Annotated in this window: 28 protein-coding genes; 13 read left to right on the forward strand and 15 right to left on the reverse strand. The window is 61.8% G+C overall.

Going from position 1 to position 26,547, the window contains the following annotated elements:
- Window positions 1-14: 14 nt before the first annotated feature.
- The 8 genes from AC1D1B_RS21620 to AC1D1B_RS21655 all read left to right on the forward strand — a co-directional run bounded on the left by AC1D1B_RS21620 (window position 15) and on the right by AC1D1B_RS21655 (window position 9,307).
- Window positions 15-1,250, forward strand: coding sequence for a hypothetical protein (locus AC1D1B_RS21620; RefSeq protein ID WP_477334880.1), 1,236 nt, complete (start codon window positions 15-17; stop codon window positions 1,248-1,250).
- Complete coding sequence (locus tag AC1D1B_RS21625) at window positions 1,247-2,002, forward strand: FkbM family methyltransferase (RefSeq protein WP_477334441.1); 756 nt, start codon at window positions 1,247-1,249, stop codon at window positions 2,000-2,002. The genes AC1D1B_RS21620 and AC1D1B_RS21625 overlap by 4 nt, the downstream gene beginning before the upstream one ends.
- A 154-nt stretch (window positions 2,003-2,156) precedes the next feature.
- Window positions 2,157-4,718 carry a GcvT family protein gene (locus tag AC1D1B_RS21630; RefSeq protein ID WP_477334442.1) on the forward strand — a complete coding sequence of 854 codons (2,562 nt, stop codon included), beginning with the start codon at window positions 2,157-2,159 and terminating at the stop codon, window positions 4,716-4,718.
- A gap of 48 nt (window positions 4,719-4,766) precedes the next feature.
- Complete coding sequence (locus AC1D1B_RS21635) at window positions 4,767-5,675, forward strand: M50 family metallopeptidase (RefSeq protein ID WP_477334443.1); 909 nt, start codon at window positions 4,767-4,769, stop codon at window positions 5,673-5,675.
- Between the two features lie 93 nt (window positions 5,676-5,768).
- The gene (locus AC1D1B_RS21640; protein WP_477334444.1) at window positions 5,769-6,614 is read left to right on the forward strand and encodes a DUF1194 domain-containing protein; all 846 of its coding nucleotides are present in this window, start codon (window positions 5,769-5,771) and stop codon (window positions 6,612-6,614) included.
- 95 nt (window positions 6,615-6,709) lie between these two features.
- On the forward strand, window positions 6,710-7,660 hold the full coding sequence (locus tag AC1D1B_RS21645; RefSeq protein WP_477334445.1) for an ABC transporter substrate-binding protein: 951 nt from the start codon (window positions 6,710-6,712) through the stop codon (window positions 7,658-7,660).
- A gap of 91 nt (window positions 7,661-7,751) precedes the next feature.
- On the forward strand, window positions 7,752-8,525 hold the full coding sequence (locus tag AC1D1B_RS21650) for an ABC transporter permease (RefSeq protein ID WP_477334446.1): 774 nt from the start codon (window positions 7,752-7,754) through the stop codon (window positions 8,523-8,525).
- Window positions 8,522-9,307: an ABC transporter ATP-binding protein gene (locus AC1D1B_RS21655; protein ID WP_477334447.1), complete on the forward strand. Its 786-nt coding sequence runs from the start codon at window positions 8,522-8,524 to the stop codon at window positions 9,305-9,307. The genes AC1D1B_RS21650 and AC1D1B_RS21655 overlap by 4 nt, the downstream gene beginning before the upstream one ends.
- Window positions 9,308-9,389: 82 nt before the next feature.
- Here the strand turns inward: AC1D1B_RS21655 and AC1D1B_RS21660 are convergent, their stop codons facing one another.
- On the reverse strand, window positions 9,390-10,238 hold the full coding sequence (locus AC1D1B_RS21660; protein WP_477334448.1) for an ATP-grasp domain-containing protein: 849 nt from the start codon (window positions 10,236-10,238) through the stop codon (window positions 9,390-9,392).
- A gap of 91 nt (window positions 10,239-10,329) precedes the next feature.
- Between AC1D1B_RS21660 and AC1D1B_RS21665 the strand changes: the two genes are divergently transcribed.
- Entirely contained in the window at window positions 10,330-11,124 is a 795-nt protein-coding gene (locus AC1D1B_RS21665) for a class I SAM-dependent methyltransferase (RefSeq protein WP_477334449.1), read from the forward strand.
- Window positions 11,125-11,187: 63 nt separating this feature from the next.
- On the opposite strand, the gene AC1D1B_RS21670 is transcribed toward AC1D1B_RS21665, so the two are convergent.
- The 3 genes from AC1D1B_RS21670 to AC1D1B_RS21680 form a co-directional block, all read right to left on the reverse strand.
- Entirely contained in the window at window positions 11,188-12,126 is a 939-nt protein-coding gene (locus tag AC1D1B_RS21670; RefSeq protein ID WP_407941710.1) for a GlxA family transcriptional regulator, read from the reverse strand.
- A 351-nt stretch (window positions 12,127-12,477) separates the two neighbouring features.
- Entirely contained in the window at window positions 12,478-12,612 is a 135-nt protein-coding gene (locus tag AC1D1B_RS21675) for a hypothetical protein (protein ID WP_023681787.1), read from the reverse strand.
- Between the two features lie 363 nt (window positions 12,613-12,975).
- Window positions 12,976-13,161 (reverse strand): hypothetical protein, encoded by a 186-nt coding sequence (locus tag AC1D1B_RS21680; RefSeq protein WP_023700331.1) that lies wholly within the window; start codon window positions 13,159-13,161, stop codon window positions 12,976-12,978.
- Between the two features lie 203 nt (window positions 13,162-13,364).
- On the opposite strand from AC1D1B_RS21680, the gene AC1D1B_RS21685 reads away from it, so the two are divergent.
- Entirely contained in the window at window positions 13,365-14,264 is a 900-nt protein-coding gene (locus AC1D1B_RS21685) for a LysR substrate-binding domain-containing protein (RefSeq protein ID WP_181055955.1), read from the forward strand.
- The gene (locus AC1D1B_RS21690) at window positions 14,264-14,614 is read left to right on the forward strand and encodes a hypothetical protein (protein ID WP_477334450.1); all 351 of its coding nucleotides are present in this window, start codon (window positions 14,264-14,266) and stop codon (window positions 14,612-14,614) included. The genes AC1D1B_RS21685 and AC1D1B_RS21690 overlap by 1 nt, the downstream gene beginning before the upstream one ends.
- On the opposite strand, the gene AC1D1B_RS21695 is transcribed toward AC1D1B_RS21690, so the two are convergent.
- Both AC1D1B_RS21695 and AC1D1B_RS21700 read right to left on the reverse strand, forming a co-directional pair.
- The gene (locus AC1D1B_RS21695) at window positions 14,533-15,513 is read right to left on the reverse strand and encodes an alpha/beta hydrolase (protein WP_477334451.1); all 981 of its coding nucleotides are present in this window, start codon (window positions 15,511-15,513) and stop codon (window positions 14,533-14,535) included. The two genes, AC1D1B_RS21690 and AC1D1B_RS21695, sit on opposite strands and share 82 nt — an antisense overlap.
- A gap of 251 nt (window positions 15,514-15,764) precedes the next feature.
- Window positions 15,765-15,932, reverse strand: a complete 168-nt coding sequence (locus tag AC1D1B_RS21700) for a hypothetical protein (RefSeq protein ID WP_477334452.1) — start codon at window positions 15,930-15,932, stop codon at window positions 15,765-15,767.
- Between the two features lie 362 nt (window positions 15,933-16,294).
- Between AC1D1B_RS21700 and AC1D1B_RS21705 the strand changes: the two genes are divergently transcribed.
- A complete protein-coding gene (locus AC1D1B_RS21705) occupies window positions 16,295-17,788 on the forward strand; it encodes a hypothetical protein (protein WP_477334453.1) in 1,494 nt (497 codons plus the stop codon).
- Between the two features lie 41 nt (window positions 17,789-17,829).
- Here AC1D1B_RS21705 and AC1D1B_RS21710 read toward each other — a convergent pair whose 3' ends face one another.
- The 8 genes from AC1D1B_RS21710 to AC1D1B_RS21745 form a co-directional block, all read right to left on the reverse strand.
- Window positions 17,830-19,959: an ASKHA domain-containing protein gene (locus tag AC1D1B_RS21710; protein ID WP_477334454.1), complete on the reverse strand. Its 2,130-nt coding sequence runs from the start codon at window positions 19,957-19,959 to the stop codon at window positions 17,830-17,832.
- Window positions 19,910-20,884 carry a methyltetrahydrofolate cobalamin methyltransferase gene (locus AC1D1B_RS21715; protein ID WP_477334455.1) on the reverse strand — a complete coding sequence of 325 codons (975 nt, stop codon included), beginning with the start codon at window positions 20,882-20,884 and terminating at the stop codon, window positions 19,910-19,912. The genes AC1D1B_RS21710 and AC1D1B_RS21715 overlap by 50 nt, the downstream gene beginning before the upstream one ends.
- A 77-nt stretch (window positions 20,885-20,961) precedes the next feature.
- The gene (locus tag AC1D1B_RS21720) at window positions 20,962-22,053 is read right to left on the reverse strand and encodes a methylenetetrahydrofolate reductase (protein WP_142865193.1); all 1,092 of its coding nucleotides are present in this window, start codon (window positions 22,051-22,053) and stop codon (window positions 20,962-20,964) included.
- Complete coding sequence (locus AC1D1B_RS21725; protein ID WP_477334456.1) at window positions 22,050-22,661, reverse strand: methylenetetrahydrofolate reductase C-terminal domain-containing protein; 612 nt, start codon at window positions 22,659-22,661, stop codon at window positions 22,050-22,052. Before AC1D1B_RS21725 ends, AC1D1B_RS21720 begins: the two co-directional genes overlap by 4 nt.
- Window positions 22,654-22,956, reverse strand: coding sequence for a virulence factor (locus AC1D1B_RS21730; protein ID WP_477334457.1), 303 nt, complete (start codon window positions 22,954-22,956; stop codon window positions 22,654-22,656). The genes AC1D1B_RS21725 and AC1D1B_RS21730 overlap by 8 nt, the downstream gene beginning before the upstream one ends.
- Window positions 22,957-23,148: 192 nt before the next feature.
- Complete coding sequence (locus tag AC1D1B_RS21735) at window positions 23,149-23,931, reverse strand: formyl transferase (protein ID WP_477334458.1); 783 nt, start codon at window positions 23,929-23,931, stop codon at window positions 23,149-23,151.
- A gap of 110 nt (window positions 23,932-24,041) precedes the next feature.
- The gene (locus AC1D1B_RS21740) at window positions 24,042-24,617 is read right to left on the reverse strand and encodes a DUF4893 domain-containing protein (protein ID WP_477334459.1); all 576 of its coding nucleotides are present in this window, start codon (window positions 24,615-24,617) and stop codon (window positions 24,042-24,044) included.
- Window positions 24,618-24,731: 114 nt separating this feature from the next.
- On the reverse strand, window positions 24,732-25,361 hold the full coding sequence (locus AC1D1B_RS21745) for a DUF1638 domain-containing protein (protein ID WP_477334460.1): 630 nt from the start codon (window positions 25,359-25,361) through the stop codon (window positions 24,732-24,734).
- Between the two features lie 65 nt (window positions 25,362-25,426).
- Here AC1D1B_RS21745 and AC1D1B_RS21750 point away from each other — a divergent pair, with 65 nt between their 5' ends.
- A complete protein-coding gene (locus AC1D1B_RS21750; RefSeq protein WP_112565267.1) occupies window positions 25,427-25,567 on the forward strand; it encodes an entericidin A/B family lipoprotein in 141 nt (46 codons plus the stop codon).
- Window positions 25,568-25,657: 90 nt separating this feature from the next.
- Here AC1D1B_RS21750 and AC1D1B_RS21755 read toward each other — a convergent pair whose 3' ends face one another.
- On the reverse strand, window positions 25,658-26,356 hold the full coding sequence (locus tag AC1D1B_RS21755) for a corrinoid protein (protein WP_023688118.1): 699 nt from the start codon (window positions 26,354-26,356) through the stop codon (window positions 25,658-25,660).
- Window positions 26,357-26,547 lie beyond the last annotated feature (191 nt).

Genomic DNA, 26,547 nt, shown 5'->3' on the forward strand with positions numbered 1-26,547 from the left:
GCGAAGTCCTGACGATGCTGAGCAAGTCTCCCGCCCCGCAAAACACACTCGACCGGCTGACCGCGGCCGCTCTGGCGTGGGGCGAGGGGACTTATGCGCAATGGGCGGCGCCGATCGGCGCGATCGCGTTTTCGCTCTACATCCTGCTCACGGCGTTCACCGCCTGGACGATGCCCGATGCCAATTGGGACATGCTGCCTTATCTGGCGATTGCCGAGGAGGGCAGCTATCCCGATGCGCAGGCGCTGCACGACTATGCCTACAGCACCGTCCAGGCCGGCGTGTCGGCCGCCGACTACAAGGCGCTGACCGACGATGGCGGCGGCTTCCGCAGCCACATGGCGCAAAATGCCGCCGACTTCCACTCGCTGCTCGGCATGTACCGGATCAAGTTCCTCTACGCCGAAATGCTGTCGACGATGAGCGTGGTGATGTCGCCGGTCGAGGCGATGCGGGTGCTGCAGGTGGTCTCGGCGCTGCTGTTCGGGATGATCACGCTGCTCTGGCTGCGAACCGAAGGCGGGCTGGCGCTGGCGCCCGTGGTCGGCGCGGTGCTGATCATGGCCGATTTTGGTGACGCGGCGCGCGCCTCGACGCCGGATCTGTTGTGTTCCGCGCTGTTCCTCGGCGGGCTGCTTGCCTATGTGCGCGGCCGCGAAGCAGCAACCGCCGTCTTGCTCTTCCTCGCCTTCATGGCGCGGCCGGATAACATCGTGTTCCTGGCTATCTTCGCCGTGCTGCTGCTGGTTTTCCGGCAACGAGCATGGGGGGCGCTGGCCGGCTTTGCTTTATCCTTCGTCGCCTATTTCGCGATTTCGCATTGGGCGCATCATCCGGGCTGGTGGCCGCATCTGTGGTTCTCCAGCATTGAGCAGCACTACAATATGGACGGGTTCGAGCCGCCGTTCTCGGTCGCCGCCTATCTCAAGGCGTTTGCCGCATCCTTCATTCGCGCCATCGGCATCAACAGCTGGGTCGGCGTCTGCGTGCTGGCGCTGGCCGGCTGGTTCGCGCTTAGCCGCGCCGGCTTCCGGCTCGAGCGTCGCGCCGGCATCCTGCTTGCCGCACTCGTGCTCGGGGTGCTGGCAAAGTTCACCGTGTTCCCGATCCACGATACCCGCATCTACTTCCCCAACCTCCTGCCGCCGTTCCTGCTGCTGGTGGGGCCGATCATGGCGCTGTGGGCATCGGCAAGCCTGAATGGAAGGCGGCCCGCCGCCTTGCAGGTCATACCAGGAGATAAGCCTTGAGTTCTGTATCCGGCCTGGCACGCATTGCCCTCTCACTCGGTCTGCCCGCCGGCCTGCTCGATCGCGGGCCGGCGCTGCGCGGCACGAAGTTCCTGGCCAAGGCGGCGCTGAAGGCGCGCTTTGGCAGCGGGCGACCCTTCCAGATGGTCAATGTCGGCGCCTGCGACGGTGCGCTGTTCGACGACGTCACGCCGTGGTTGCATCGCATCCCGCGGGCGCGGGCAATGCTGGTCGAGCCGATCCCGTACAATCAGAAGCGGCTGCGCGCCAACTATCCCGACACCGAACGCTTCATCATCGAGCCGGTGGCGGTGACGAAGACCAAGGGCACGATCACCGTCCACACGTTCGATGCAGCAGCACTCGAGGCCGGCACGTTGCCGATCGAGTTCATCGGCTGCTCGTCTGTCACCGACACCAATCTGATGTCGGGCAAGAATGCCTGGGGTGAGGACGACGCCAATTTCAACAAGTTCGCGCCGCACCTCAGGGATATCGAGGTGCCGTCGGAAACGCTGCAGACGCTACTCGACCGCAACGGCATCACGCATATCGACGCCTTCCTGGTCGATTGCGAAGGCGCCGACTGGATCGTCTTCGAGCAGCTCGACCTCAAGCGCTATCGTCCCGGTATGATCAAGGTCGAGGTCGGCGCGCTGCCCGCCGCGGAAATCGGCCAGGTCGTGGTCAAGCTGAAGACATCAGGCTATCAGGTCGGCTTCCAGGCCGAGGATATCTGGGCCTTCGCCTGAGATAGATCGCCACTGACGACACGCCGGCGCGCTGGTCGCGCCGCATCTGCGACGTGTCGCAAACAGGCGGTAGCTCCATCCGCGTCCTCTGCATATTGTGCGCCATTCGAACGGGCGCGGACGCGCCCGCTTTACCCCTTTGGAGTCGCGGGCAATGGCAGAGTTTCCGAAACAGGCGAAGGTCGTCATCGTCGGCCTGGGTGGTATTGTCGGCGCGTCGATCGCCCATCATTTGATCGAGCGCGGCTGGACCGACATTGTCGGCATCGACAAGTCGGGCATCCCGACCGATATCGGTTCGACCGCGCACGCCTCGGACTTCTGCTACACGACCAGCCATGATTTCCTGTCCTGCTGGACGACGCTCTACTCCATCGATTTCTACGAGAAGATGGGCCACTACGCCCGCATCGGCGGCCTCGAAGTGGCGCGCGTCGGCGACGACAGCCGCATGGACGAGATCAAGCGCAAGATCGCTTCGGCCAAATCCTTCGGAACCCGCGCCCGGCTGATCGAGCCGGCCGAGATCAAGGAAAAATTCCCGCTGATCGAAGAAGGCATGGTGCAGGGCGGTCTCTGGGATCCGGATGCCGGCCTGGTCATCCCGCGCTCGCAGACGGTCGCCGGCAAGCTGGTCGACCAGGCAGAAGCGTCGGGCAAGCTCAAATCCTTCGCCAACACGCCGGCCAAATCCCTCATCGTCGAGGAAGGCCGCATCAAGGGCGTCGTAACCGACCGCGGCACCATCATGGCCGACTATGTCGTGGTCTGCGCCGGCATATGGGGCCGGCTGATCGCCGAAATGGTCGGCGAAGACCTGCCGGTGATGCCGATCGACCATCCGCTGACCTTCTTTGGCCCGTACAACGAGTTTGCCGGCACCGGCAAGGAGATCGGCTGGCCGCTGCTGCGCGACCAGGGCAATTCGGCCTATATGCGCGACACCGGCGATCCCAAAACCGCCGAAGGCGGCCAGATCGAATGGGGCTATTACGAAGAGACCAATCCGCGTCTCTGCCACCCGCGCGACCTGCTGGAAAAGGACCAGGCGCGGCTGTCGCCGTCGCAACGCGACCTCGACATGGAACAGATCCTGGCGCCGCTGGAGCGCGCCATGGAGCTGACGCCGATCCTGGGCGAACTCGGCTATAACGAAAGCCATTCCTTCAACGGCCTTTTGCAGGTCACCGCCGATGGCGGCCCATCGATGGGCGAGAGCCAGAAGGTGAGGGGCCTGTGGTACGCCGTCGCCATCTGGGTCAAGGACGGCCCCGGCATGGGCAAGCTGATGGCCGACTGGATGACCGACGGCCGCACCGAAATCGACCACCATGCCATCGACTATGCGCGCTTCTATCCGCACCAGACCAAGGAACAGTTCATCTGGGATCGCTGCACCGAAACGGCGATGAAGGTCTACAACCCCGCTGTGCATCCGCGCGAACCCTTCTCCAAGGGCCGCAACATCAGGCGCTCGCCGTTCTGGGAGCGCGAGAAGGAGCTCGGCGGCTATTTCATGGAGCTGGGTGGCTGGGAGCGTGCGCATGGCTACGCCGCCAACGAGCACCTGCTGGAGAAGTATGGCAACCGTGTTCCCGTGCGTGAGAATGAATGGGACAACCGCCATTTCTGGCGCGTCTCCAATGCCGAGCACCTGGCGATGAGCGAGGATTGCGGCATCGTCAACCTGTCGCATTTCTCGATGTACGACATCGAGGGACCCGACCATGTCGCGCTGCTGGAATGGCTGTGCGCGGCCAAGGTCGGTGGCGACAACAACATCGGCAAGGGCATCTACACCCACTTCCTCGACGAGGAAGGCATGGTGCGGGCCGACTTTACGGTGATCCGCATGGCCGACCGCTGCCGCCTCATCGACGGCGCCGACGCCGGCCCGCGCGACTTCCGCTACATGCAGCGCACCGCGCAGGACAAAGGCTTTGACGTCACCATCACCGACGTGACGGAAAAATACGTCACCATCGGTATATGGGGTCCGAACGCCCGCGCGACCTTGCAGAAGGTGGTCGAGAATCCGGAAGGCCTGTCGCTCGAGAACTTCCCGTTCGCGGCAATCAAGCCGGTCAGGATCGGCGGCAAGGATGTCACCGCTTTCCGCATCTCCTATGTCGGCGAGCAGGGCTGGGAACTGCATATGCGCTACGAGGACGGCCTCGCTGTCTGGGACGCGCTGCGCGCGACCGGCGTGATGCCGTTCGGCGTCGAGACCTACGCCAACACGCGGCGCATGGAAAAGAGCTTGCGGCTGCAGAACGCCGACCTCTTGACCGAGTACAATCTGCTCGAAGCCGATCTTGCCCGACCGAAGGTCAAGGAGAACGATTTCTGCGGCAAGGCGAAGCATGTCGAGTACCGCGCCCGTGAGCACCAGCCGGCGATCCTGTGCACGCTGGTGATGACGGAAAACGTCGATTCGAAGGGCGTTGCCCGCTATCCCGTCGGCACCATGCCGGTGATGGACTCGAAGACCGGCGAAACGCTGGTCGACGAGCTCGGCCGCCGCTCCTTCACCACGTCGATGGCCTATGGCCCGACCATCGGCAAGAACATCGGCCTCGCCTATCTGCCCTGGGCTCATGCCCAGGAAGGGCGCAAGTTCGCCATCGAATATTTCGGCGAGACCTATCCGGTCGAAGTGGCTGCCGTCGGATACAAGCCGCTCTACGACCCGGAGAACCTCAAGCCGAGAAGTTAACCGCCAGCTCCTCGGCAGCCTGGCTGGCGTTGGCGTGGTGGAAGACAAGTGCATGAAAGCCCGGCTTTGCCGGGCTTTTCACTTTTTAAGCAGGTGATTTCCGCCTACCGTTGCGCAGGCGGAGTGAAGCACTTGCAGCGGTTTGGCTGGGACAGAAAGAACGATGCGCTGGTGTTCAGCCTGAATGGGAACATCCCCGTTCGCGTCAGCTGGACCTTTGCCATTCCGATTGTCCTGCCCTTTCTGCATGAATGGTCGACACGTCCCAAAACCGCACTGATCCACACATCGATCTTTGGCGCGCTGTTCTTCGCATCGGTATTCCTGCACGAACTGGCGCATGCATGGGCCGCTCGCCGGCAAGGTATCGGAACCGACAGGATAGAGCTCTATCTGTTTGGCGGGGTTGCGTACTTCAAGCGCGGCGCAACGTCTTCGTATGGCTGGGCGTGGATTGCGTTTGCCGGCCCCTTGGCCAACATCCTGTTGGCGGCGTTTTTCGCTGCTTCCTACTTTCTGATCGTCAGGCCCTGGATTCCCGAAGAGGTGGACAGCCTGTTCAGTGCGCCGCCGCCAATGCCGATGACCTATCTGGCGTGGATGCTGTGGATCGGCGCCTTGCTGAATGGGGTGCTGGCCATTCTCAACATTCTACCGGCATACCCCCTTGATGGCGGGATGATCGCGCGGCATTTGCTTGCGCGGCGTTTCGGCGAGGGGCGAGCCGCGCGTATCGTCGGATTCTGCGGTGTCGTGCTCTCTGTGTTGCGTTTCGCCGTGATCCTGCCCGCTGCCGCGGCGGGCATCCTGGTGTGGCTCCCGCCGTCATTCAGGCCGAACTGGAGAGCGTTGCGTGGCACCGGCAGAAAGACGACCCGTCCGAGCCGGGAAGCGGCAAAGGCTGGGGCCGACGACGTGGAATGGCGCGGCAAAGGTGGGCGACCCATCAACAAATAAGGCCGAACCGCGGCTGCTGTTCGGAGATTAGACGCGGAACCGGCAGGCCGCCTTTTTCCTTTGTCAGCAGGTGATTCTCGCTTACGTTGCGGCATGTCTGCTTTTTCGCGCGCACGACATTTCCTCTCCGGCAGCGCCGCGCTGGCGCTGGGGCTCTGGCTGACATCACCGATTCATGCCGCCGAGCCGGTCGATGTCGAGCTGGTGCTGGCCGTCGACGTGTCGCTGTCGATGTCGCCGGGCGAACTCGAAATCCAGCGTCACGGCTATGCCGCGGCGCTGACGCACGACCATGTGCTGCAGGCCATTGCCGACGGCGCCTATGGCAAGGTCGCCGTCACCTATGTCGAATGGGCGGGAGCGACCACGCAGCTGGTCGTCGTGCCATGGACGGTGATCGCCAGCCGGGCCGACGCCGAGCGGGTGGCCGCGCAGCTTTCCGCCCATCCGCCAGCCAGCGCTCGGCGGACCTCGATTTCCGGCGCGCTGGAATTCGGCAGCGATCTCTTCGCCGAAAGCGGCTTTCAGGGCACGAAGCGCGTCATCGACATTTCCGGTGACGGCCCCAACAATCAGGGCGCGCCCGTCGACATCACCCGCGACGCGGTGGTCAAGCAAGGCATAATCATCAACGGCCTGCCGCTGATGACGCGCGGCAGCGGGTTTGGCGGCTACGACGTCAACAATCTCGACCGCTACTACAGCGACTGCGTTATCGGCGGACCCGGATCCTTCATGATCCCGGTCAATGACTGGACGCAGTTTCCCGAAGCGATCCGCCGCAAGCTGGTGCTGGAGCTGGCCGGCCCCGCTTCGCCGCAATGGGCTCGGGAGGAAGCCGCTCACCCGCCGGTGATGCTGGCGCAGGACCGGCCGACTGACTGCCAGGTCGGCGAAAAAATGTGGCGCGACCGCAGCTGGATGTTCGACGCCCGCTAGAGCTTTGGTCCATGCCGCAGTGCACCATCAGTTTCATTGACAAGCCTATGGGCGTCTGTGACACAATTCCCCATCAGAAAAAAAGGGGAACTGACATGAGAAAGACCATCGTTTTTGCCGCGGCATTGGCGCTTGGCGCGGGCTTATCCGCACCGGCTGAGGCCGCCACATCGGTCACCATCGGTATCAGCGGCTGGACCGGCTTTGCGCCGCTGACGCTGGCCAAGCAGGCCGGCATCTTCGAGAAGCATGGCCTCGATGTGACCTTGAAAAAGGTACCGCAGGCCAGCCGGCCGCTCGCCATCGCCAGCGGTGACCTGCAATGCGCCGCCACCACAGTAGAGACCTGGCTGGTCTGGAACGCCAGCGGCGTCACCACCAAGCAGATCTTCCAGCTCGACAAATCCTACGGCGCCGACGGTATCGTCGTGCGCAACGACATCAAGACCGTCGCCGACCTCAAGGGCAAGAATGTCGCGTCTTCGGCGCCGGGCACGTCGCCCTATTTCATGCTGGCCTGGGTGCTGAACAAGAACGGCCTGTCGACGAAGGATGTCACGGTCGTCAATCTGGAGCCGGATGCAGCGGCGCAAGCCTTCCTCGCCGGTCAGAACGATGCGGCGGTCACCTATGAGCCGTTCATCTCGGCGGTGCGCGACAAGTCCGACCAGGGCCATATATTGGCGACCACGCTCGACTACCCGATGGTGCTCGACACGGTTGGCTGCACGCCCGAATTCCTCAGCGCCAATCCCGACGCCGCGAAGGCGCTGGCCGACAGCTATTTCGAGGCGCTCGACCTGATCAAGAGCGATCCGCAGAAATCCTACGAGATCATGGGCGCCGACGTAAAACAGTCGGCCAAGGAGTTCGAGGATTCGGCGAAGTACCTGAAATGGGCCGACAAGGCGGAGAACAAGCAGTTCTTCACCAAGGAGTTCCAGGACTTTTCCAAGACCGCCGGCGAATTGCTCCTGCGGATGGGGCTGATCAAGGAAGCGCCTGACGTCGCCACGCTGGCCGACACCAGCGCGGTGGCGAACTGATAGCTTTGCCTTTGACGATCATGCGGCGGCGCTCTGGCGCCGCTGCCTTTTCCTGGACAAATGGTGATTTGACGATGCGGACGATCTGACGATGCGCCCCTTGCATCCGGTGTCGCCGGGCATTCGAACCGTGCTCGGCATTTCCTTCTTCGTGCTGTTCGTCGCTTTCTGGGCGTGGATCACGCTTGGCGGTCACGTCAACCGCATCTTCCTCGCCGATCCGCTGTCGATGCTCAAAGACGGCTGGCGGCTGCTGGTCGAGGACCGGTTCTGGCTCGACATATTGATCACCATCTGGCGCGTCTTCGGCGGGTTCCTGTTGGCGTCGGTCGTCGCCGTGCCGATCGGCATCGCCATGGGCGCCTGGAAGCCGGTGGAAGCGTTCCTGGAGCCGTTCGTCTCCTTCGCCCGCTATCTGCCGGCTTCTGCCTTTATCCCGCTGCTCATTCTTTGGGCCGGGATTGGCGAGTTGGAAAAGCTGCTGGTCATCTTCGTCGGTTCGGTGTTCCAGATCATCCTGATCGTCGCGGTCAAGGTCGGCTCGACGCGGCGCGACCTGGTCGAAGCCGCCTATACGCTGGGCTCGACCAACAACGGCATCGTCAAACGGGTGATCATGCCGGCCAATGCGCCCGAGATTGCCGAGACGCTGCGGCTGGTGCTCGGCTGGGCCTGGACCTATGTCATCGTCGCCGAGCTGATCGGTTCGTCCTCAGGCATCGGCTACATGATCATCAACAGCCAGTCGCGGCTGGCGACCGGACAGATCATCTTCGGCATCATCGTCATCGGGCTGATCGGGCTGTTGTCCGACTTCGCCTTCAAGGCGTTCAACCGCTGGCTCTTCCCCTGGAGCCTGGCATGAGCAAGCTTCTCATCGAAGGCGTCTCCCGCACATTCTCCGGCGTGCGCGGCGGGCAGCCGGTCAAGGCGCTGATGCCGGTCGATCTGGCGGTCGCGGCCAACGACTTCATCACCATTCTGGGGCCGTCAGGCTGCGGGAAGTCGACGCTGCTCCGGATCGTTGCCGGCCTCGAGGCGCCGAGCGCGGGCCGCGTGCTGCTCGACGGCAAGGCGGTGACGCGGCCGGGACCGGATCGCGGCATGGTCTTCCAGTCCTACACGCTGTTTCCGTGGCTGACGGTGGCGCAGAATATCGCCTTTGGCCTGCGCGAGCGCGGCATGGCGGAAAAGGAGCGCGACGGGATCGTCGCCTCCTATGTCGATCTCGTCGGGCTCAAGGGCTTCGACAACCATTGGCCAAAGCAACTGTCCGGCGGCATGCAGCAGCGCACCGCGATCGCCCGGGCGCTGGCCAACGATCCCGAGATCCTGTTGCTGGATGAGCCGTTCGGCGCGCTCGACAACCAGACTCGCGGGCTGATGCAGGAGCTTTTGCTCGGCATCTGGGAACGGCGCAAGAAGACGGTGCTGTTTGTCACCCACGATATCGAGGAGGCGATCTTCATGGCCTCGCGGGTGATCGTGATGAGCGCGCGACCCGGCCGCATCAAGTCTGATGTCGCCATCGACCTGCCGCACCCGCGCCACTACACGCTGAAAACCAGCCCGGAATTTTCGGCGCTGAAGGCGCGGCTGACGGAAGACATCCGCGTCGAGGCGATGCGCACGGCCGAAGCCCATTGAACTCAATAAGTGCCAGGGCGTAGCCGTATCAAGCCGCCAGCGACTGCTTGCGGTCGACGCGCTCCTGCTGCGGCAGAGGCGGTCAGGATAGTGCCTTTTTGATCATTGTTTCCAGGGCGTCGGCCATGCGCGGCATGGAGGCTACCTCGCCGGCGCCTTCGGGCACCCTGCCGGGCGTCTTGTTGGCGTCCATCAGGTAGGTCTTCCCGCCATGGACCGCAAAGTCGAATTTGCCGTAGTCGAATCCCAGTTCGCGGCGCCGGTGGCGCAGGTCGTCGGGGATCGGGCACGGCTCGCTGCGAAAGACGCCCGCGCCCTTGATGATGCGATGGCTCGAGACAAAGCGGCCGCAAAAGTCGTAATCGCCGCAGAAAAGCCAATAGCGCAAGGCAAACCCGTCTGCTTCGACCTCGGGCAGGAACCGCTCGATCAGCAGGTCAGGGTCGTCGAAAGCTTCCGCCGGCACATCCGCCGCGTGATCGAACACCTGATAGTCCTTCATGACCCTGGCATCGGGGAAGGGAGCGGGCCTTCCCGCACGCGCAGCCCGCTGGTTGATCCGTTCTTCGGGAAGGCCTCCGCAGTTCAGCACGCCCTTGACGATAACCGGTCCCTCCCAATTATCGTGCCGGGTCACTTCGGCCACGCTGATGCGCCGTTTCGAAATGTCCGTCACGCCAAGATTGAGGCACAGCGGAAAACGTTGTCCGTATTCGACATAGGCCGGGTCGACCTGGGTTGCATCGACATGAAGGATCGCGAAGTCGCCTTTCGCCTTGCTCGACGGGCCTTGCGCGACCTCCCATGAGTGACCGCGCCTGCGCAGCCCTTCCAGGATGGCGTAGATCATGTAGCTGCTTTCGGGGCGCCGGAAGAATTTGCGTTCGATCAACCGGTCGTGCTCGTGCGTGATCACCACGATATGCGCCATTGTGGCTCCCAGCCGCCTTTCATTTCAGGAGGCGATAATATAGAGCGCTTTCCTAGGGGAAAGTGCGTTGCACTACAAAAGGGTGAGGTGCATGTCCGACCTGTGGGCAAATCTCTTTCGGACATGGGATCTCATAGGGCCGCCGCTGCGCCCGTATCCTGACGTCGTGGCCGTTCTGAAACGCGAGCTTGCGATGGATAGCGCCGACACGGCGCTGCTTGGTGTCACGCCGGAGTTGGCCAGGCTCGGCAAAACCCTGGTCGCCATTGATGCCGCTCCGCACATGATCGGCGCGCTGTGGATCGGCGATGATTCGACAAGGAAGGCCGTGGTAGGCAACTGGCTTGACCTTCCCCTGACGGACGGTAGCGTTGACGTTATCGTCGGCGACGGCTGCCTTTCGGCGGTGATCAGCGAGGCCCAGCGCCTCAGATGCCTGCAGGAGATGGCGCGGGTGTTGCGGCCGGGCGGTCGCGCGGGCATCAGACTGTTCGCAAGGCCAAAGAAAACTGAGGCGCTCGACGCCATAAGAGGCGATGCGCTTGCCGGCAAGATAAAGGCGCTCGCCGAGATCGTTCTGCGCACCGCGTTGTCATTGCCTGTCGCCGCGCCCGATTATGGGCTGAAGATGTCGGCCGTTCTGGACGCTATTGACGGGATGTTCGGCGATCGAACCGCGCTGATGGCGGCAGGCGGATGGCAGCCGGGTGCCTTCGCCTTCATCGACCTATACAAAGGGTCGGACACGATCTGCTGCTGGCTGAACGAGGATATTCACGTGACGGAGGCCTCGCGGTACTTCGCCGATGTCCGCCTCGTCGCGAGCGGCAATTATCCTGTGGCCGAGCGCTGCCCAATCCTTGTTGTCAGTTCGCCGCGCAAATAGCTCGAAAAGATCGAGGCGCCGAGCCCCAGGCGCGTCCGAGAGGACGCGCCGGACTGAAGAGCTTCAGGCCGCCAGCAACTGCTTGCGGTCGACGCGCTCCTGCTGCGGCGAGCGGGCGTAGAGCTCGCGGTAGCATTTGGAGAAATGCGAGGCCGAGACGAAGCCGCAGGCAACCGCCACCTCGACCACCGGCATCGACGACTGGATCAAGAGATGCCGGGCGCGATCGAGGCGGATTTCCAGGTAGTAGCGGGCAGGGGAGCGCCCCATCTCGGTGCGGAACAGGCGCTCGATCTGGCGACGAGACAGGTCGACATGGTCGGCGATCTCGATCAGCGACAGCGGCTCGGACAGGTTGCCTTCCATCAGTTCGATGATGGTCAGCACCTTGGAGTTCTGCACGCCGAGGCGGGCACGCAGCGGCAGGCGCTGGCGGTCGGTCGGGCTGCGCACGCGGTCGGTCAGCACTTGCTCGCAGACCCGGTTGACCAGATTGTCGTCGAAATCGTCGCCGATCAGCTTCAGCATCATGTCGAGCGCAGCGGTGCCGCCGGCGCAGGTGTAGATGTTCTGGTCGATTTCGAAGAGGTCGGCAAAGACGTTGGCCTTCGGGAAGGCCTCGGAGAAGCCCGGCAGGTTTTCCCAATGGATGGCGCAGCGCTTGTTCGAGAGCAGGCCGGCGGCGGCAAGGATATGCGCGCCGGTGCACAGGCCGCCAACGGCGACGCCTCTGTTATACTCCTCGCGCAGCCAGGCGAAGGCCGACCTGTTCTGGTAGCGCTCGACATTCATGCCGCTGCAAACAATGGCCATGTTCGGCCGATCCGGCCCGGCCATCTTCTTGCGCTCTTCCTCGAGCGAGGTGTTGACCGCGCATTCGACGCCGTTGGAGGCGCGCACCGGCTTGCCGTCGATGCTGGCGAGACGCCAGCAATAGGCCTCATAGCCGAGCATGCGGTTGGCCGAGCGCAGCGGGTCGAGCGCCGTCGCAAAGGCGATCATGGTGAAATCGGGGATGAGGAAGAATACAAACGATCGCTTGATCGGATGCTTTACGGCGTTCAAGGGAACCTCACGCAGCCATGGCGCGAACAGGATGTCGCGAACAGCATAGCGACATCAGGAAAAACCATTCCTGTCAATCGGCTAGGCGGCTAAGCGGCAACTAAATTTGCGACATGGGTCGCAAATGGGCAATGGTCCGGGATGACGGGCACAGGCTGCCGCCGGATTGAGCATCGCTATCCGGCAGCATCGGCTTCAGAACGAAAAAACGCCGCCTCGGTCAAACCGAAGCGGCGCATTTGTCGACTTTCGGCAGCGGCAGGGAAGCGCTGCGCGGTAGCCGTTATCTCAGGCGACGAAGCCGAGGCGCACCGCATTCATGGCGCCGGTCTGGCCGGGCATGGTGTTGGCAAGGCGCTGGCGCTCGAGAGCGGTCGTCAGGTTCATTTCGCGGCGGGCAAAGAGGCGGGCAAAAAGCTTCATCGTCATCTCCTATCGGTTGCTCAGACGGGTCGCCTTCGCTTGATGGAGTGGGGCAGCTCGTTTGCTGACGGTGATATAGGCTTGTGTAAGCAGAAACTAAATCGCAAATGCGAAGCGCTTGATATGAAAAGCGACATCAATTGCGACATTTTTGGGCAGATTGCCCGGGATTTGTGATTATTTACAAGGCGTTAATTGGAAATTTGAGCTGCTATGCAGCTTGCTCATATGCGCCATGCAAGGGCGACATGGCTCTGAAATTCATTTGAGTACAAATAAGTTAGGGAAGGCAAGCGGGGGTAAAACAGAGAAGGCCTGCCGGGCTGGTGCGCGGCAGGCCTTCAGCACATGGTACACAATGGTTTACTTTGCTCCAGCCCAGGATCCGACGCCATGGCGTGCACCGGTCTTGGTGTCGGCAGCTTCAGGCCAGCCGATGTCCTTCTGCAGTTCGATCGGCAGCGAGCGGATCGCACGTTCGGTCTGGAAGCGGGCGCGGGCGGCGCTGAACTCGGTCGCAAGCCGACCGATGGATGACAGGATAGACATTTCATTCTCCTTTGGTTGTGGCACGTCCCGCATGAACGCGTTTCGTCGCCGGGATATTCCGCATCGAATGCAATTTCGTGTCAGGAGCGTTTGAAGCCGTGGCGCGTCCTGCCTTCGATGGAGTTGACTATCCTCCCATTCTGATGTTCAATCAAACGAAATGGAATGATGCTTCACATCAGAAAAATTGAAGGTCGATCCCGATGAACGCCCCACTCAATCATCCCCTGCCGCTGCTCGATCTCGACGTTTTGCGCACGTTTGTGGCCATTGCCGAGACCGGTAGCTTTACCACCGCTGCCAATGCGGTGTTCCGCACGCCGTCGGCGGTCTCCATGCAGATCAAGAAGCTCGAGGACATTCTCGGCCGCTCGGTCTTTGCGCGCGATGCGCGCTCGGTGACGCTGACCACCGATGGCGAAATGCTGCTCGGCTATGCCCGCCGGCTGCTGTCGATCAACCGCGAGGTGGTGTCGAAGTTCATCATCCCCGAGATCGTCGGCGTGGTGCGGCTCGGTTCGCCGGACGATTATGGCGAGCGCGTGCTGCCGCATGTCTTGAAGCGTTTCGCGCAATCGCATCCGTCGATCGCCGTCGACGTCACCATCGACCAGAGCAGCAATCTGCGCCGCCGCATGGACGACCGGGCGCTCGACATCACGCTGTTGACCAATTCCTACAAGACCAGCGCGCTTGGCGCCGAGGTGCTGCTTACCGAGCCGATTGTCTGGGCTGGCGCAAAGGGCGGCAGCGCGCATCTACGCGAGCCTTTGCCTGTATCGCTATGGGAAGAGGGCTGCGCCTGGCGGGCCGGCGCGCTCGATGCGCTGAGCCGTGAGGGCCGCAACTACCGCATCGCCTATATGAGCGCGCATACGGCCGGCCAGCGCGCCGCCATCATGTCCGACCTCGCCGTGGCGCCACTGCCGAAGTCGTTCCTCGGCAACGACATGGTCGAGCTGTGCCCGAAGGACGGCATGCCCGATATCGGCACCTACAATCTGGCGATGGTGGTGTCGCCGGACGCCAGCGCGCCGGTCAAGGCAGTCGCCGACCATATCCGCGCGACCTTTGAAGTGTTCAGGGAGACCGGCAAGTTCTGATGAGCCATGATGTGAGCCGCGTTTCAGGTCTCAACGATCTCATCGAGTTCAGAAAACCGATTGATGTTCTGGCTGCAATCGTAAGCGACCTTGGTTGGTCCGAGACGCCAGTGGTCATCCTGACCACTGATCATGTCTTGAATGTGCTCCGACGGTTCCAGGCGGGAGAACTCACTGCTGCCGACGTGGAAGCATGGGCGGACCTGATCGAATGCAGGGAAGACATCGACAACCAGCCAGAACGAGATGAAGAAATACTCGAAGCGATCTACGTGCTGGCCAATCCGGTCTTGAATGGCTTGCTTGATGAAGTCTTGACCGACCAGGTGATCGCCTCGCTCTTGGCCTGACCAGTGGCTTTATCGCTGCTCAGAAAGGCGACGATGCGCTCGCGCGCCCGCCGCGCTTCGGGCATCTCGATCAGCAGCCAGGCGTGGAACATGCCTTCCTCGTAGACGACCTCGACCTCGACGCCGGCGGCACGCGCCTTCTCGGCGAAGATCAAATTGTCGGGGCTGAGCAGGTCGCGCGAGCCGGTCAGGAGCAGCGTCTTCGGCAAAACCGAGAGGTCGCCGTAAAGCGGGCTGATGTGCCAGTCGCTGCGATCAAAGCCGGCGCTGTAGAGCCGGACGGCCTCCATTCCGCCCGAAATGCCGAGCCAGGGATCATAGCGCTCAGCCTCGAACACTTCGGGGTTGGAGAGCGACATGTCGAGCCCGGGCGAGATCAGCACGTGGCGCGAGGGCAGGGGAAGGCCATCTTCCGCGGCCATCATGGTCAGCACCACGGCCATGTTGCCGCCGGCGGAATCGCCCATGAAAACGATGTCTTCGGCGTCCGTCTGATCCAGCATCTGCCGGTAGACGTCGCCGACCATGCCGAACATGGCGTGGAAATCATGCTCGGGGGCTATCGGGTAGATCGGCACGGTGATCCCGAAACCCAGCCGTTCCGCCATCTCGGCGATCAGTCCCCAATGATAGGAGGTGATCTGGAAGACATAGGCGCCGCCATGCATGTAGAGGATGCGCCTGCGCTCGCCGGCCCTCGGCGCGATCTCGTAGACGGGGAAGCCATCGACGCTGCGCTCGGTGATATCGAGCCGCTCACGCAGCAATGCCGGCGGATGGTGGTCCTCGGTCTTGCGTGCATAGGCGATCCAGCGCTGCAGATTTTCCGGGCTGGCAAACGCCTTCTTCCGGCTATGCCGGAGGATGAAGGAAACGAGATGGCTTTTGAAACTGGGCATTCGAATACACAAGCTCGGCCGCAGCCGACTAAGAGAATTTCCCCACTATCTCGAACATCGTGCCTCCAGCCGAAATGTCAAGAATTTGGCCCAATGCAACACGGTTGTTTGATCAACCAGGTCTGCGGTTTCCCGCAAGCGGGCTCAGCGCCGGGGCAGCAGCGCAGCGCGCAACTTGATGTCGGTGGTCGCCGGGACCACGCGGCGGTCCCGGCGCTTGGCCAGCAATTTGCACTTGTCGGCGAAGGTCATCAGCGGCCCGAGCCCAGGATCAGGCGCGTCAGGTTGGCCTGAGCGTCGATGCGCGGCGACACGGGCCAGCCAATGTCCTTCTGCACTTCGGGCGGCAGGCTGTTCATGGCGCGCACAGACCGTGCATTCTTGATGGCCGCGCGAAAACGGCCGAGGCTGTCGAACATCGTTATTCTCCTTTGAAGCGTTGTGATGGCGCAATAGTCCGGCCCGCCTTTCGGTGTCCGTTAAATGCTTCACGCCTGTATCGGACGGATTGCGCGAAAGCAGCGTTTCGGTTTCCAGATCGGTGCGATCTGGAAACATTTGCATACAAATGAATCTGGCGCTCTAGGGCGGCGATTCTTCATTCGTCTGTCAACAGGTGAGTTGCTAGCGCTAAGATACTTCTAACAAGCCTATTTCGCGGGGGTATGTAGGCCCTGGAAAAAAATACTCTAATTGGCAACGCTATAAAGTATTCATTGTTAAATGTTTGACAAACGTAAATCAAAATTTATGATCGCCGCTGGGGTTAAGGGAGAGGGCGATGCATCCAAATACAATCTACGCGCTTATTCGAAGCACCATCAGAAAGGTTTTGGGCGGAGGTGTTGGGCCGTTCGAGCCAAAGGCTGACGAGGATTTGGAATCTCTTTACGGGCTGGACGTCACAGCCAGGCGAGCATTGTATAAGCCACTGAACAACGAATTTAGCGCAAACGGCACTCCGTTGAAACCGGTGCTTACACCAACCAGCACTGCAGACCAGACAACAGTTCGCAAATTGCGGAAGTTAATAGAGCCTCGCGTCCCGGTTCTCTTTATTGCGGCTATGATCGGCATGCTTGGTTCCGCTCATAACGCCAGGTCGAGTACGAATATAGATGAATACAATACCGACAGTGACAAGAGCACTATCAGCTACCAGGAAATGATCGTTTATTTCGCCAACAAGGCGACAGTTTCCATCGGCGAATTCGACAAAAACAAGAATGGAATGATCGATCCTTCTGAACTGGACGAGTTTAACAAGAAGCTCCATTCCCTGGCAGAGGAGGAAGCGGCAGCGAATTTTGCATCGACGCCCCAGGAAACAGGACTCCCGATTGCTCCAATTGCCGTGAAAGAAGCTATGTCCGTCTTGGGACAGAAACCCAAGGTACCTCCAACCCCTGCCGAGATTGAGAAAGCAAGAATTGAAAAGGAAGCAGAGGACAAGAGAACATATTCCGACGACCTCAAATTCTATCTGAGGAAATCAGGACGCGACGTGTCCATTCGGGCAGACAAGTTTGATGGAAACGGAGCAAATTTTTCATACAAGAACAACGCGATTTCGGAGACTGCAAGCGGGCGCGTCACTGCGGCGTTCGGGGTGCTGCGGGAGTTGCGGCTCAAGGACAAGTTTGCGCCGGCAACGGGGCCATATATCAGCGCGCTCACATATGGCGGATCGATAGCGATCGATCGGTCTTTTGAATCTCGCGGAAAGAAGTTCGAGACAAACGCTTTGGAGTTGCGTGGTGGCGGGGACTTGGAAATTGCGGGCTTGATGTTTCCCGTGCAGTACCTCAGCGCTTGGGGCTATTTGAAAACCGATACTGAATTCGAGCGTAAGGTGGTCGGCGCGGAAGCCGTCTATGAGCCGTTTTCTTTCGCGTTCCTGCGCGGTTTCACTGTACCGCACGGGAGAATAATTGCGCGCTTGGCTCCATCATTATTTGGGACTTACGAGCGCGTGCTTTCAGATGGTGGTGTCCCATCTCCATATGACGATTATCTCAATGTGGGTTACGGGCTTACGGCCGAACTTGCATGGATCAGGGACGGCAAACGGGTCTCAACGCTTACGTCCGAATTCCGGGATTCCTGGAATGTGACGGGTGACAACGAACATACATATGACTGGGCGAACAGGCTGGCGTGGACTTTAGACGACGCCGGGAACGTGACGCTCAATCTTGACTATGAGTTAAGCCAGAACGAACTCACAGAAAAGCGAACCAACGAAGTGGCGCTTGGTATCGGCCTACGCTATTGAAGCCGCTCAAATCCACTTGGCAAAACGGCACTTGAGCCTTGTTATTCGCGGCTGCGCCTGGCGGCGTGGCCTTCGCGCGAACGCCGACGTGGGGCGGCGTCGCCGGCGACGCCGTCCTCGCTGACGGTCTTGCGCGGCGGCAATTTCACCGCCGCCGACAGTTTCGGGAACGGATCGACCTTGTTGGGCAGCGCCATCGCGTAGACGAAATGCTCCTGGAATTTCGGCTCAAGTGCGGTCTCGATCTTCTCGATATGGCTGACCGTGTCCTCGATTTCGCGACGATAGCCGCGGTTGAGCAGGGCCATGCGGGCGCCGGCGCCGGCGGCGTTGCCGACGGCTGACACCTTGTCGAGGTCGCAGTCGGGGATCAGTCCCAGCACCATGGCATATTTCGGATCGATGAAGGAGCCGAAGGCGCCGGCGAAGTGGATGCGGTCGACGTGCTCGGTGTTCTGCTTTTCCATCAAAAGCTTGGTGCCGGCATAGAGTGCCGCCTTGGCAAGCTGGATGGCGCGCACGTCGGTCTGGGTGATGGTGATCTTCGGCTCACCTTCCTTCAAGACATAGGAGAAGGTGCGGCCGTTTGCAGTGACACGCGGCGAGCGGGCGGCAAGGGAACCATCGACAACGCCATCCTCGGAGATGATGCCGGCGAGATACATCTCGGCGACGATCTCGATGATGCCGGAGCCGCAAATGCCGGTGACGCCGGTCGCCTGCACGCTGTCGAGGAAGCCGGGTTCGTCGGACCACAGTTCCGAGCCGATAACGCGGTATTTCGGCTCCAGCGTGTCGGGATCGATGCGCACGCGCTCGATCGCGCCGGGTGCGGCGCGCTGGCCGCCGGAGATTTCGGCGCCCTCGAAGGCCGGGCCGGTGGGCGAGGACGCAGCGACGACGCGCGTGCGGTTGCCGAGCACGATCTCGGCATTGGTGCCGACGTCGACGATCAGCATCATCTCGTCCTGGCGGTGCGGGCCTTCCGACAGCGTAACGGCGGCCGCATCGGCGCCGACATGGCCGGCGATGCAAGGCAGCATATAGAGGCGGGCGCCCTGGTTGAGCTTCAGGCCGATATCGGAAGCCTTGATGCGCACGGCACCCGAGACGGCGAGCGCGAAGGGCGCGCCGCCGAGCTCGGTCGGATCGATGCCGAGGAACAGATGGTGCATGATCGGATTGCCGACGAAGACCGAGTCCAGGATGTCGTTGCGCTGGACATTGCCTTCGGCGCAGACCTTGTCGACGAGGCCCGAGATCGCCTCGCGCACGGCGACCGTCATGCCTTCGCGGCCGTCCGGGTTCATCATCACATAGGAGACGCGGCTCATCAGATCCTCGCCGAAGCGGATCTGTGGATTTGACGTGCCGGACGAAGCGGCGACACGGCCCGACAGCAGCGACACCAGATGCATGGCAATGGTGGTCGAGCCGATGTCGCAGGCCAGCCCATAGGCCTCGTTCTTGAGGCCGGGCCAGAGCGCGATGACGCGGGCAATATCGCTCTCGGCATCCTTGTGGATGGCGGCAGTCGCCGTCCAGTTGCCCTTGCGCAGGATGCCTTGCACCTGCGGCATCAGGTAGAAATCGAATTCGAGGTTTTTAAAGCCCCAATCCTTCATCAAGGCGATCTTCAGGCGATCGAGATCGCCGAGCGGCTTGTGCATATCGGGTTCTTCGATCTCGACATAGCACATGCGGATCGCTGAATCGCGGGCGATGACGCGGGTGTCGGCATCCTTGCGGATGGTCTGGGCGTTGATGACCGTGTCCTGCGGCACATCGATGACGAGGTCGCCGAGGATATGTGCCGAGCAGGACAGGCGGCGCCGCTCGGGCAGGCCGCGCACGCGCTCATAGCGCTCTTCCTTGGCACCCTTGGGCGAGATGTGGTCGTTGGAAGAGACGATCTTGTGCTTGGCGAAATTGCCTTCCTGCACCTCGATCTGGCAGCGTCCGCAGGTGGCGCGGCCACCGCAGACGCTCTCGACATAGACGCCAAGCTGGCGCGCGGCATCGAGAACCGGCGTGCCGACAGGGAACCGCCCGCGCTTGCCTGACGGCATGAACAGCACGAGCGGATCGGTAATGTTTGCAGGCGAGTTCACGATTGCGCGCTTATCCCCTGGCCATGCGGGCTTCACGGCCGCCGCGGCGGCGTCCGCCATTGCCACCGCCTTCGCCCGGCGCGTTGACCGCGGTGGGCGCCGCGACCGCCTGGCCGCCTTCGGCCGGCTTGTAGTCCTTGTAGGTCCGGATCCAGTTGGTGCAGTTCTCGTCGGTGCCGTTGAGCACATTGGCGCCGCGCACGGCTTCCATTTCCTGCGGCCGCACCGGATTCATGATCGCCGAGGTCATGCCGGCGCCGATCACCATCGGGATGAAAGCAGCGTTGATGCCGTGGCGGTGCGGCAGGCCAAAGGAGATGTTGGAGAGGCCGCAGGTGGTGTTGACCTTGAGTTCTTCGCGGAGCCGACGCAGCAGCGCAAACACCTGGCGGCCGGCGTCGCCCAGCGCGCCGATCGGCATCACCAGCGGGTCGACGACGACGTCATGCGCCGGAATGCCGAAATCGGCGCAGCGCTCGACGATCTTCTTGGCGACGGCAAAGCGGACGTCCGGGTCCATCGAAATGCCGGTCTCATCGTTGGAGATGGCGACGACCGGAACATTGTACTTCTTGACCAGCGGCAGAATGGCTTCGAGCTTTTCCTCTTCGCCGGTGACGGAGTTGACCAGCGGACGGCCCTTGGCGACCTTGAGTGCGGCTTCGATGGCGGCGGTGACGGAACTATCGATCGACAGCGGCAGGTCGACCAGACCCTGCACGATCTCCAGCGTCTGCACCAGAAGGCCCGGTTCAGTCTCGTTCGGGTTGACCGAGGTGACGCCGGCATTGACGTCGAGCATGGTGGCGCCGCAGGCGGCCTGTTCCAGGGCGTCCTTGATGACGGTCTCGAAATTGCCGGCGATCATCTCGGCGGCCAGCTTCTTGCGGCCGGTCGGGTTGATGCGCTCGCCGATCACGCAAAAGGGCTGGTCGAAGCCGATGATAATCTCTCGTGTCGCCGAGGCGACAATGGTCCGGGTCATGAAGTCTCTCCGCCTTGATATAAAGGGCTTCTTTATATCGTGTCTGGTTTCGTTCCAGGTCTGGTGCTTGGCCGGGCTTAGTGCGCGGTCTTTACCATGTCCACCTGTGTTTCGGTAATCTCGTCATGCAATATGCGGTCGAGCCGGTCGGCGACCATCTGGTCGTCGTGGCGGATCTCACGTTTCCACGGCTGGCGGCCCTTCAGCACGCCTGATTCATCGACGATCTCGGCGACATATTCCTCTTGGCGGTAGGCCATCACGTGGATGCCGGAGACGCCCGGGATTTCCTTCACCTCATTGATGATGTCGGTGCAGAGCTGCTTGCCTTCCTTCTTCTGGTCCTGGGCACCTTCCAGCCGCTTGATGATCGCGTCCGGGATATGGATGCCGGGCACGTTGGAGCGGATCCATTTGGCCGTCTTGGCCGAGGCCAGCGGACCGACGCCGCACAGGATGAAGACCTTTTCGGTGTGGCCGAGATCGCGCGCCTTCTGCATGAAGGTTTTGAACATAGGCACGTCGAAGCAGTACTGCGTCTGCACGAACTGCGCGCCAGCGGCGATCTTCTTGCCGAGATGGATCGGGCGGAAATCGAAGGGCGGCGCGAACGGGTTGACGGCGGCACCGAGGAAAATCTGCGGCGGCGTCGTCAGCTTGCGGCCGGAGAGGAACTTGCCGTTGTCGCGCATGATGCGGCAGGTTTCGAGCAGCGACATAGAATCGAGGTCGAAGACAGGCTTGGCGCCGGGCTGGTCGCCGGCCTGCACGCCGTCGCCGGTCAGGCACAGCATGTTGGCGACGCCCATCGCCGCGCCACCCAGCACGTCGCCCTGGATGGCGATGCGGTTCTTGTCGCGGCAGGCGATCTGCATGATCGGGGCGTAACCCATGCGGGTCAAAAGCGCACAGATGCCGACCGAGGACATGTGGCAGTTGGCACCGGAGGCATCGACGGCATTGATGGCGTCGACCCAGCCGTCGAAGATTTTCGCCCGGTTATAAACATCTTCCGGATCGGCGCTGTCAGGCGGGTTGAGTTCGGTGGTGACAGCGAATTCGCCGCGCCGCAGCACACGCTCCAGCCGGCCGCGTGACGAGTGGCCGGGCAGGGGATCGAGCGGCAGATGGATGCCGGCCGGGTTTTCGTCGCGCTGGCGGGCGATCATGCGGCGGCTCCGGTGTTGGCCTTGGCCGCGGTTTCGCGGGCCGCTGCCGACTGCGCGGTTACCCGCAGCCAGGCCGAGGTTTCGCGCAGCGACTGGTCGACAGGCTTCTGCACGGTCAGGATCTTGTCGCCGTGCACCATGTTCTGCGAGCCTTCCCAGGCCTTTACCCAAACGCAGGGCATATCAGGCTCGACCTCGCAATTGCCGTTGGCGCGCACGCCGCCGCAAGGGCCGTTGCGCAGCTGCTTAGGGCAGTTCATCGGGCACGACATGCCGGTCGAAGACAGGATGCACTGGCCGCACATGCGGCAGTCGAACATGAAGCCTTTGACGCGCTTTTCGACAAACTTGATCGGCGCTTCGACGCGCCCGTAGCCAAGGCCTTTCCACAAAGGATGGAGAAGCAGGAACATGTCGGCGAATCTGGAGTAGAACCATTCGAGCAGGCGCGAATGGCGGATCGACCACAGCCTGACTGCAAACGAGCGCTGCACGCGCCGCTGCGGCGACACGTCGGCCGGCTTGTAGTCGGATTTCGGCGCTGCCTTCTTGACCAGCGTGGCCTGGGTAACTGCCGAGCCCTCTTTGGCAGGAGTGGTTTCAGACATTTTCTTTTCCGCCCGCCTTGACCAGAGCGACCAGCCGCTCGCGGTCATATTTCGCGTCGATGTCGCTGAACGCCTTCTCGACCTCGGCTTCGAGATCGTCGCCGACCGGAACCGGTTCGGCCTTGCGCCATTCGGCGAGGTAGTCGTCTGTGCCGCCGGCGCCGGTGCGCATGGCGCACATGTCGATCGCCTCGGTGAAGCGCAGCGGCAGTTCGCGCTTGGCGTTCTGCCGGCCCCTCTTGACGATGACCTGGGCGGGGATGTCGCGCCAATAGACGACGATCAGATCGGCCATGAAATTCTCACTCCCTGTCGAGCGCCATGCGTCCACTTGGACGCACGAAGGACTCTCGACCACTTTATCCAGCAGCAGCGAGCATTGCCGGATGCGCAGTGGGGCTGCTTGTTATGGGACGACGCGCGCGCATTCAAAAGCGACGCTATTGGACGTCGCAAAAAGAAAGGCAAGATTCGCAGGCGAAACCGGCTACCAGACCCGCTTGGTGAGGCCGGTCCAGAGATAGAACCAGATCGTCGGGTGGTACCATTGTTTCGACGGCAGGCCGGGGTCGATCGTGGCCAGCTTGCCGGCCAGCGCATCGCGGACCGCCTCGACGCAGATGTCGCGCGAGAACGCCGCCTGGCGCAGCGCGTAGCTCGAAATGGTGTCGCCGGGCTCAGGCCTGCCGCGCGCCTGTTTCAGCACCCCGCCGGTGTCGACGCCGGCATCCACCAGATGCACGGTGGTGCCGAAGTTTCCCGCATCACCAGAGGCCAGGGCCCAGTAGCCGCCATTCATGCCGCGGTATTTCGGGGCGATGCCGGCGTGGTAGTTGAGCACCGGGCAAGGCATTTTCGCCAGCGTCTGCCGGGACAAGAGCCGGCAACCGGCGAGCAGCACCACACGCGGCCGGATGTCGGCGATCGCCTGCAGGCAATCGGCTGCGTTGGCAGAGGAGACGTGGATGATCTTTTGTCCCGGCTTTGGCTCAGTCTCAAGTTTTTGCTCGGCAATCAGCCGCTCGGCATGGCCGGCGAAAAAGCGTTTGCCGAGCTTGGTCAGCACCATGGTGCCGAGCTGGCCGATGGCTAGAAGCCAGCCTTGGCGGCGCGCGCGGCCGAGCAGCAATTGTTTTTTGGATTCAGGGCTTTCGAGGATGACGCTGACGGGGCCGAGCCGGTCGGCCAGGGCGTTGACGATGGCCCAGATGTGCGGGCCGCCTTCGGTGACCACGATGATCGCAGTGCTTTTCCCAATCGCTGAAGCCATGGCGCGCCTTCTTGCCGGCACGCAACCGTCTTCCCGTGCGCTGCCTGGCTCAATTCTGGCCGGGCGGGGTTAAATCTTGATGACCGCCCTGCCAGCGAGAGAACAGCGGATCAGCGCTTGAACTCGATGATGTCGAGCTTCGATTCGTAGTAGGGCGCCGGGAATTCGATGCGCCACTCATTGGCGCCAGTGCGGAAGGCATAGCCAACCTGGTCGCTTTCCGGGCCGCTGCCATAGGGCTTTGGCTTGTTATCGTTGACATAGCCGGAGCCGAGATAGATGGCGCGCTTCTCGCTATCATCGAAGAAACGGCCCGTTGTGCGCTGCGAGCCGCTGATCTTTTCCAGCCGCCAACCCGAACCGTCGCCGGTCACTTTGCATTTGAACCAGCCATAGATGACCAGCGGGCTGATACCGCCGACCTTGATGGTGCGGCATTGCCAGTTGCCGGTCAGGTCCTTATCGGAAAAGGCCACCAGCGGCTTTGCCAGCAGCGCGTCGAGTTGGCTGACCTCTGCCGGGTCTCCCGCTTTTGCCTCGACCAGGGCCGCCTTGCGCGCCTCGCCATATTTGTCGAGGCGCGCCTTGTCGGCCGGCGTGATGATCTTCTGCACCGCGCCGTCGGCATAAGCGGGCAGGGCGAAACAGAGGAAGCAAAGGGCGGCTATCAGCAGGCGTGAGGTCATCGGGACGTTTCCGTGTTCGGATGGCTGAATCAGCCTGTTTGCTTGGGCGCACAACTTACCCATTCGCGGCGGCCTGTCATCTATTCTCGACGGCGTCGCGGCTCAAGAATTGCTTCAGGCGTGTGCGGCAGCCTGCGCCAACCCGGCCGTCAAGTCGCCATAGCCGGTCGAGCGCCGTTCATAGGCGAGGCCAAGCAGTTTCGCGGCTTTCTCGGCGACCTTGTCGAGTTCGGGATCGTCGGTCTGGGCGATGTAGACCAGTTTCTCGTAGTTGCCGAAATAGTCCTTGATCAGCTCCGGATGCTTGTCGAGGCCGAGCGGCTTCATGAAGAAGGCGTCGAACTGGCGGCACAGGAAATCGGTCATGTAGAACGACATCATGTCGTCGTCGGCGACCTTCGCATAGGCATCCATGCCCTGGTAGAAGGCAAAACAGTGCGGGCCGGCCATGCGCTCGACGCCGTGCTTCTCCAGCACCCGGTCGAGCAGGCCACCGGTGCCGCAATCGGCATAGCCGACGAAGATGTTCTGGTAACCTTCTGCCTTGGCCTTCTCGATCGCCTTGTCCATCGCCGGCGCGATGCGGTCGGGGTAGAAATGGAATTCCGCCGGCAGGCAGGTCAGGTCGAGATGGTCGAGCTTGAGCTGCTCCTTGACGGCCAAAACTTCGCGCGCAATCATTCCGCAGGCGATGACCAGCAGCCTGTCGTCTTGATTCGGTTTCGTTTTTTGGTCTCTGGCCATGGAACCCGGTCGAAGCGGCCTTCGTTGCTGTGGGGCGAATCTATCGAGAGAGGGATAAACCGTCCATGAAACTGTTACGCGTTGCGCCGATTGCAATCCTTGCCTGCGCCCTGGCGCTTACGGCCTGCGCCAACACCGTCCGCGGCGTCGGCCGGGATCTCAAATCGACCGCGAAAGCGATCGACGACACCGTCACCAAACCCTGAGACGCGGCCGTCGTCGCCAACATCTGGGAACAAAAAAGCCGCGCTGCAAGGCGCGGCTTTCGATTGTTGGCCAACGCCTTGCGGAACAAATCAGGCTGAAGCGCGCACGTTGTGCTTGCGCTTCATGAAGTCCTTGGCGGTCTCGACGGCCACAGCCGCGTCGCGGCAATAGGCATCGGCGCCGACGGCCTTGCCGAATTCCTCGTTGAGCGGCGCGCCGCCGACCAAAACGACGTAGTCGTCGCGAATGCCCTTTTCCTTCATCGTGTCGATGACGACCTTCATGTAGGGCATGGTGGTGGTCAAAAGCGCCGACATGCCGATGATGTCGGGCTGGTGCTGCTCGATGGCGTCGAGGTATTTTTCGACCGCATTGTTGATGCCGAGGTCGATGACGTCGAAGCCAGCACCCTCCATCATCATGCCGACGAGGTTCTTGCCGATGTCGTGAATGTCGCCCTTGACGGTGCCGATGACCATCTTGCCCTGCTTCGGTGCGCCGGTGGCGGCGAGCAGCGGGCGCAGGATGAACATGCCGGCCTTCATGGCGTTGGCGGAAAGCAGCACTTCCGGCACGAACAGGATGCCGTCGCGAAAGTCCTCGCCGACGATGCGCATGCCTTCGACCAGCGCTTCGGTCAGCACCTTGTAGGGCACCCAGCCGCGCTCGAGCAGGATGTTGGTGCCTTCCTCGATCTCTTCCTTCAGCCCGTCATACAGATCGTCGTGCATCTGCTGCACCAGCTCGTCGTCGGAAAGCTCGGAGAGGATGATCTCGTCGTCGGCCATTTTTTCTCGGGCTCCTTGCCGCGGGGATGCGACCACGGCGGCTTAAAATAATCGCGTCAATACCTAACCCGGCAGGGGCAGGTATCCATAGCTGATTTGCGACTTCCCGCAAAAGGAAAGCGACCGCAAATCTATTGGAATTCTTGTCGATTTTGCGACAGGCGTTGGCGCTGGCGGGCCGTTTCGAATAG

The sequence above is a fragment of the Mesorhizobium sp. P2_C5_2 genome, from assembly GCF_056404535.1.

What these genes read in the sequence shown, in the direction of transcription:
- AC1D1B_RS21640 (WP_477334444.1), top strand. Translation starts at nt 5,769, where the DNA reads ATGTCTGCTTTTTCGCGCGCACGACATTTCCTCTCCGGCAGCGCCGCG.
- AC1D1B_RS21680 (WP_023700331.1), bottom strand. Translation starts at nt 13,161, where the DNA reads ATGTCTATCCTGTCATCCATCGGTCGGCTTGCGACCGAGTTCAGCGCC.
- AC1D1B_RS21735 (WP_477334458.1), bottom strand. Translation starts at nt 23,931, where the DNA reads ATGGCTTCAGCGATTGGGAAAAGCACTGCGATCATCGTGGTCACCGAA.
- AC1D1B_RS21730 (WP_477334457.1), bottom strand. Translation starts at nt 22,956, where the DNA reads ATGGCCGATCTGATCGTCGTCTATTGGCGCGACATCCCCGCCCAGGTC.
- AC1D1B_RS21700 (WP_477334452.1), bottom strand. Translation starts at nt 15,932, where the DNA reads ATGTTCGACAGCCTCGGCCGTTTTCGCGCGGCCATCAAGAATGCACGG.
- AC1D1B_RS21665 (WP_477334449.1), top strand. Translation starts at nt 10,330, where the DNA reads ATGTCCGACCTGTGGGCAAATCTCTTTCGGACATGGGATCTCATAGGG.
- AC1D1B_RS21690 (WP_477334450.1), top strand. Translation starts at nt 14,264, where the DNA reads ATGAGCCATGATGTGAGCCGCGTTTCAGGTCTCAACGATCTCATCGAG.
- AC1D1B_RS21740 (WP_477334459.1), bottom strand. Translation starts at nt 24,617, where the DNA reads ATGACCTCACGCCTGCTGATAGCCGCCCTTTGCTTCCTCTGTTTCGCC.
- AC1D1B_RS21650 (WP_477334446.1), top strand. Translation starts at nt 7,752, where the DNA reads ATGCGCCCCTTGCATCCGGTGTCGCCGGGCATTCGAACCGTGCTCGGC.
- AC1D1B_RS21745 (WP_477334460.1), bottom strand. Translation starts at nt 25,361, where the DNA reads ATGGCCAGAGACCAAAAAACGAAACCGAATCAAGACGACAGGCTGCTG.
- AC1D1B_RS21750 (WP_112565267.1), top strand. Translation starts at nt 25,427, where the DNA reads ATGAAACTGTTACGCGTTGCGCCGATTGCAATCCTTGCCTGCGCCCTG.
- AC1D1B_RS21695 (WP_477334451.1), bottom strand. Translation starts at nt 15,513, where the DNA reads ATGCCCAGTTTCAAAAGCCATCTCGTTTCCTTCATCCTCCGGCATAGC.
- AC1D1B_RS21670 (WP_407941710.1), bottom strand. Translation starts at nt 12,126, where the DNA reads ATGATCGCCTTTGCGACGGCGCTCGACCCGCTGCGCTCGGCCAACCGC.
- AC1D1B_RS21630 (WP_477334442.1), top strand. Translation starts at nt 2,157, where the DNA reads ATGGCAGAGTTTCCGAAACAGGCGAAGGTCGTCATCGTCGGCCTGGGT.
- AC1D1B_RS21675 (WP_023681787.1), bottom strand. Translation starts at nt 12,612, where the DNA reads ATGAAGCTTTTTGCCCGCCTCTTTGCCCGCCGCGAAATGAACCTGACG.
- AC1D1B_RS21660 (WP_477334448.1), bottom strand. Translation starts at nt 10,238, where the DNA reads ATGGCGCATATCGTGGTGATCACGCACGAGCACGACCGGTTGATCGAA.
- AC1D1B_RS21705 (WP_477334453.1), top strand. Translation starts at nt 16,295, where the DNA reads ATGCATCCAAATACAATCTACGCGCTTATTCGAAGCACCATCAGAAAG.
- AC1D1B_RS21710 (WP_477334454.1), bottom strand. Translation starts at nt 19,959, where the DNA reads ATGGCGGACGCCGCCGCGGCGGCCGTGAAGCCCGCATGGCCAGGGGAT.
- AC1D1B_RS21655 (WP_477334447.1), top strand. Translation starts at nt 8,522, where the DNA reads ATGAGCAAGCTTCTCATCGAAGGCGTCTCCCGCACATTCTCCGGCGTG.
- AC1D1B_RS21715 (WP_477334455.1), bottom strand. Translation starts at nt 20,884, where the DNA reads ATGACCCGGACCATTGTCGCCTCGGCGACACGAGAGATTATCATCGGC.
- AC1D1B_RS21720 (WP_142865193.1), bottom strand. Translation starts at nt 22,053, where the DNA reads ATGATCGCCCGCCAGCGCGACGAAAACCCGGCCGGCATCCATCTGCCG.
- AC1D1B_RS21685 (WP_181055955.1), top strand. Translation starts at nt 13,365, where the DNA reads ATGAACGCCCCACTCAATCATCCCCTGCCGCTGCTCGATCTCGACGTT.
- AC1D1B_RS21755 (WP_023688118.1), bottom strand. Translation starts at nt 26,356, where the DNA reads ATGGCCGACGACGAGATCATCCTCTCCGAGCTTTCCGACGACGAGCTG.
- AC1D1B_RS21725 (WP_477334456.1), bottom strand. Translation starts at nt 22,661, where the DNA reads ATGTCTGAAACCACTCCTGCCAAAGAGGGCTCGGCAGTTACCCAGGCC.
- AC1D1B_RS21645 (WP_477334445.1), top strand. Translation starts at nt 6,710, where the DNA reads ATGAGAAAGACCATCGTTTTTGCCGCGGCATTGGCGCTTGGCGCGGGC.
- AC1D1B_RS21620 (WP_477334880.1), top strand. Translation starts at nt 15, where the DNA reads ATGCTGAGCAAGTCTCCCGCCCCGCAAAACACACTCGACCGGCTGACC.